The sequence below is a fragment of the Streptomyces scabichelini genome, assembly GCF_011045015.1.
Taxonomy (GTDB): Bacteria; Actinomycetota; Actinomycetes; order Streptomycetales; family Streptomycetaceae; genus Streptomyces; species Streptomyces scabichelini.
On sequence record NZ_JAAKZY010000373.1, the window covers coordinates 1 to 5197 of the forward strand.

5 protein-coding genes are annotated in these 5197 nt (G+C 69.9%); 2 read left to right on the forward strand and 3 right to left on the reverse strand.

From position 1 onward, the window contains the following. Positions 1-140: 140 nt before the first annotated feature. Both G5C60_RS49325 and G5C60_RS49330 read right to left on the reverse strand, forming a co-directional pair. A complete protein-coding gene (locus G5C60_RS49325; RefSeq protein ID WP_165270623.1) occupies positions 141-965 on the reverse strand; it encodes a purine-nucleoside phosphorylase in 825 nt (274 codons plus the stop codon). Between the two features lie 282 nt (positions 966-1247). After that, complete coding sequence (locus G5C60_RS49330; RefSeq protein ID WP_165270625.1) at positions 1248-1685, reverse strand: gamma-glutamylcyclotransferase family protein; 438 nt, start codon at positions 1683-1685, stop codon at positions 1248-1250. Between the two features lie 97 nt (positions 1686-1782). Here G5C60_RS49330 and G5C60_RS49335 point away from each other — a divergent pair, with 97 nt between their 5' ends. Next, a complete protein-coding gene (locus G5C60_RS49335) occupies positions 1783-3231 on the forward strand; it encodes an NAD(P)H-quinone dehydrogenase (protein WP_165270627.1) in 1449 nt (482 codons plus the stop codon). Positions 3232-3398: 167 nt separating this feature from the next. Further along, a complete protein-coding gene (locus tag G5C60_RS49340; protein WP_165270629.1) occupies positions 3399-4361 on the forward strand; it encodes a DeoR family transcriptional regulator in 963 nt (320 codons plus the stop codon). A gap of 254 nt (positions 4362-4615) precedes the next feature. Here the strand turns inward: G5C60_RS49340 and G5C60_RS49345 are convergent. Further along, positions 4616-5197: biotin/lipoyl-containing protein (locus G5C60_RS49345; protein ID WP_165270631.1), on the reverse strand; the 582-nt coding region annotated here is incomplete at its 5' end.

The window sequence follows — 5197 nt, forward strand, 5'->3', positions numbered from 1 at the left end:
GTACCGACACCGGGCCGTATGCCCACCCTGCGACGGGCTGACGCACCGGCCCACGACCCCGCACCCACCACCCACCCAGGGGCGCGAGGAACTGCGCGACCAGCCACAACGAACCCGCACCCAACCGCCGGAGGCAACCGTCAGAGCCGCCCCAGCACCTGCGTAAGCAGCGACCCCATCCGCGTAGCGGAATCCCGCCCCGCCTGGAGAACCTCCTCATGATTCAGCGGCTCCCCCGTCATCCCGGCAGCGAGATTCGTGACCAGCGAGATCCCCAGCACCTCCGCCCCCGCCTCCCGCGCAGCAATCGCCTCCAGCACCGTCGACATCCCCACCAGATCCGCCCCGATGACCCGAGCCATCCGAATCTCCGCCGGCGTCTCGTAGTGCGGACCGGGGAACTGCGCGTACACCCCCTCCTCCAGGGACGCGTCGATCTCCTTGCACAGGGCGCGCAGCCGAGGCGAGTAGAGATCCGTCAGGTCCACAAAATTCGCGCCCACGATCGGCGACGTGGCCGTCAGGTTGATGTGGTCGCTGATGAGCACCGGCTGGCCGGGCCGCATCCCCTCGCGCAACCCCCCGCAGCCATTGGTCAGCACAACCGTCTTGCACCCGCCGGCGACAGCGGTACGCACCCCGTGCGCGACGGCGGCGACACCGCGGCCCTCGTAGAAGTGGGTGCGGCCCAGGAAGACGAGCGCCCGCTTGTCGCCCATCCTGTACGAGCGGATCGTGCCGCCGTGGCCCTCCACCGCCGGCGGGGGGAACCCGGGCAGCTCGGTGACCCTGAGCTCGGCCTCGGGGGCACCGAGGGCGTCCACGGCCGGTGCCCAGCCGGAGCCCATCACAAGGGCGACGTCGTGGGTCTCGGCGCCCGTGAGCTCGCGCAGGCGCGCGGCGGCTGCGTCGGCGGCGGCGTAGGGGTCGCCCTGGATGTCGTCCGGAAGAAGAGAAGCGTTCACGCGATGAGGGTAACTGGTCAATGCCTACGCGCGTAGATGCTGATGGTCACAGCTTTGGGATTGTTGTCCTCTGCCTCCGGCGAGGCAGGTCGGGCTGTTGTCGTACCGCGGCGCGAGTCAGTACGTGACGCATGGGTCAGCAGGGGCATTCGCGCAATTCGTGCCCCATGGGTCAGCCAGGGCCGCTTGCGCAGGTCGTGACCCGTGGGTCAACCAGAGCCGCTTGCGCAGCTCGTGACCCATGGCTCGGCAGGGCCGCTTGCGCAGCTCGTGACCCACGGGTCAGCAGGGTCGCTTGCGCAGCTCCATCACATAGTCGTGGGGCGCGCCCGCCGACTCCGCCGCGTCCGCGATCTCCCCCAGATAGCGCGCAGAAGGCAGCCCACCCTCATAGCCGTTCAGCACGTACACCCACGCCGGCTCCTCGCCCTCCAGCGTGTGCACACGGACCCGCATCCGGCGGTATATGTCGAGCCCGACGCCCTCCCAGCGGTCCAGGGAGTCCTCGTCGAGCGGAGCGATGTCGTACAGCGCGACGAACACCTGCGAGCGCGGCGCCTCCGCGATGGTCACGAGCGCGCCTTCCCAGCCCATGTGCTCACCGCCGAAGGTCAGCCGCCAGCCGTTCAGCCACCCGGTGGCGCGCAGCGGCGAATGCGGGGCGCGGCGTGTCATGAGCCGCGGGTCGAGATTGCCGGCGTACGCGGCGTAGAGCGACATGAGGTCGAGGGTACGGCAGCAATGCGTACGTCTCTCCTGTAACAGAGGCACCCGGGGGACGCCCCCGGGCGCGAAGCACCGTGGGGCGTGCGGGACAATGGAGTACGTGACTCGGATCGTGATCATCGGTGGCGGACCCGGCGGATACGAGGCGGCCCTGGTGGCCGCCCAACTCGGCGCGGAGGTAACCGTCGTCGACTGCGACGGCTTGGGCGGTGCGTCGGTGCTCACCGACTGCGTGCCGTCCAAGACTCTGATCGCGACCGCCGAGGTGATGACCACCTTCGACTCGTCGTACGAGGAGCTCGGCATCATCGTCGCCGATGACACTCCTCACATCGATACGCCCGCACGAGTGGTCGGAGTCGATCTCGGCAAGGTCAACCGACGGGTGAAGCGGCTCGCGCTCGCCCAGTCGCACGACATCACCGCATCCGTGACGCGCGCCGGTGCGCGCGTCATGCGCGGCCGTGGGCGGCTCGACGGCCAGCAGGCCCTGGACGGGTCCCGGAAGGTCGTGGTCCGCGCCGCGGACGGCAGCGAAGAGACGCTCGTCGCCGATGCCGTGCTCATCGCCACCGGCGGTCATCCCCGTGAGCTGCCCGACGCCCAGCCGGACGGGGAGCGGATCCTGAACTGGACCCAGGTGTACGACCTCGACGAGCTGCCGCAGGAGCTCATCGTGGTCGGGTCCGGTGTCACCGGCGCCGAGTTCGCCGGTGCCTACCAGGCGCTCGGGTCCCGCGTCACCCTCGTATCCAGTCGTGACCGCGTGCTGCCGGGTGAGGACTCGGACGCCGCGGGGGTGCTGGAGGACGTGTTCCGGCGGCGCGGCATGAACGTCCTGGCGCGCTCCCGTGCCCAGTCCGCCAAGCGCGTGGGCGACCGGGTCGAGGTGACGCTGTCCGACGGGCGCGTCATCACCGGCTCGCACTGTCTGATGGCCGTCGGCGCCATCCCCAACAGCCATGGCATGGGTCTCGAAGGGGCCGGCGTCAAGGTGAAGGACTCCGGGCACATCTGGACGGACAAGGTGTCCCGGACGACGGCTCCGGGCGTGTACGCGGCCGGTGACGTCACCGGAGTCTTCGCGCTCGCCTCCGTGGCGGCGATGCAGGGACGTATCGCCATGTACCACTTCCTCGGTGACGCGGTCGCCCCGCTGAACCTGAAGACCGTGTCCTCGAACGTCTTCACCGACCCCGAGATCGCCACCGTCGGCTACTCGCAGGCGGACGTCGACGGCGGTGTCATCGATGCCCGCGTCGTGAAGCTGCCGCTGCTGCGCAACCCGCGCGCCAAGATGCAGGGCATCCGGGACGGCTTCGTGAAGATCTTCTGCCGGCCCGGCACCGGAATCGTCGTCGGCGGTGTCGTCGTCTCGCCGCGCGCTTCGGAACTGATCCATCCGATCTCGATCGCGGTCGACAACAACCTGACCGTCGAACAGATCGCGAACGCGTTCACCGTGTACCCGTCCCTGTCGGGCTCGATCGCGGAGGTGGCGCGGCAGCTCCACACCCGGAAAACCGAGGTCGACGCCTGACGGCCGGAAGTAACTCCTCGCTGGTCACGGGGAGTTGCCGCTCCTTCGAGCGCCGTGGACAGCGGGAGTGGGCGCGTATACCACTTTCCATGCTGCCGTGCGAACAACTTCTGTTATTCGGCGCAAACTGCTGAAAGCAGACGGTCGTTGGGGTTACTGTCAGTTTCGTGTTCGCTGCAGAACGTCGCCAATTGATCCTCGAAATGGTGCGAGCGAACGGAGCCGTGTCGCTCCGTGAGCTCGCCCGCGTCGTCCAGACCTCTGAAGTGACCGTACGGCGGGACGTGCGCGCACTGGAGGCAGAAGGACTCCTCGACCGCCGGCACGGCGGTGCGGTATTGCCGGGCGGGTTCACGCGGGAGTCCGGCTTTCCGCAGAAATCGCATCTCGCGACCGCTGAGAAGACGGCCATCGCCGACCTCGCCGCGGGTCTCGTCGAAGAGGGCGAGGCCATCGTGGTGGGGGCGGGCACCACCACGCAGGAGCTGGCCCGCCGGCTCGCGCGGGTGCCCGGGCTGACCGTCGTCACCAACTCCCTCCTGGTGGCTCAGGCGCTGGCCCATGCCAACCGTGTCGAGGTCGTGATGACCGGCGGCACCCTGCGCGGTTCCAACTACGCCCTCGTCGGCAGCGGGGCCGAGCAGTCCCTCCAGGGCCTGCGGGTCTCCCGGGCCTTCCTGTCCGGGAGCGGGCTGACCGCCGAGCGCGGCCTGTCCACCTCCAACATGCTGTCGGCCAGCGTGGACAGAGCGCTCGTGCAGGCGGCCGCGGAGGTCGTCGTCCTCGCCGATCACACGAAGCTCGGCACCGACACGATGTTCCAGACGGTACCGACGGATGTGATCACGCGGTTGGTCACGGACGAGCCGCCCGCCCACGACGACCGTGCGGCCACCGAGTTGCAGGCCCTGGCCGACCAGGGGGTGCAGATCGCGGTCGCCGGCTCCGGCGGTGCGGGAGGCGAGGCGCCCCCGGCGGGGCGCCAGCCGCCACGCCGGGACGTGCCGCTCCCAGGCCCACGACGGAGCCAGGTCTCCGGCGGCGGACCGCAGTTGCGCAGCACCGCCAGGGTTCTGGAGGAGCAGCCCCAGAGCGAGCGGGCGCGAGTCGCGGACCTCCGACGACGCTGACGTTCTGACGGACGCTCAAGGCGCTGACGGACGGCGGTCCAGTCCGTACGTCAGGTGGCCCCGGCGGAGTGATGGGCGCCGTCCGGGGTGGTGGGTTCGGGTTCGCGGGCGGGTGCGGGTTCGTGGTGGCTTGTCGCGCCCACGCGGCGGAGCCGCACAATGACACAGCCCCGCGCCCCTTAAAGGGCCCGGGCAAACAGAACGCCCGGCGGACCTGTACGTGGTCCACCGGGCGCCTGTGATACGCGTACTGCTCAGTCCTTGATCTCGCAGATCACCGCGCCGGAGGTGACCGAGGCGCCGATCTCCGCGGTCAGGCCCTTGATGGTGCCGGAGCGGTGGGCGTTCAGGGGCTGTTCCATCTTCATGGCCTCCAGGACGACGACCAGGTCGCCCTCCTTGACCTCCTGGCCCTCCTCGACGGCGACCTTGACGATGGTGCCCTGCATCGGCGAAGCGAGGGTGTCGCCGGTGGCGGCGGGGCCGGACTTCTTCGCCGCGCGGCGCTTGGGCTTGGCGCCCGCCGCAAGCCCCGTACGGGCCAGGGACATGCCCAGCGAGGACGGCAGGGAGACCTCCAGGCGCTTGCCGCCGACCTCGACGACGACCGTCTCGCGGCCCGGCTCCTCGTCCGTCTCCGAGTCCATCGGAGCGGCGAAGGGCTTGATCTCGTTGACGAACTCGGTCTCGATCCAGCGGGTGTGGACCCTGAACGGGTCGCTGGTGAACGCCGGGTCCGCGACGACCGCCCGGTGGAAGGGGATGGCGGTGGCCATGCCCTCGACCTGGAATTCGGCCAGTGCGCGGGCGGCCCGCTGCAGCGCCTGCTCACGGCT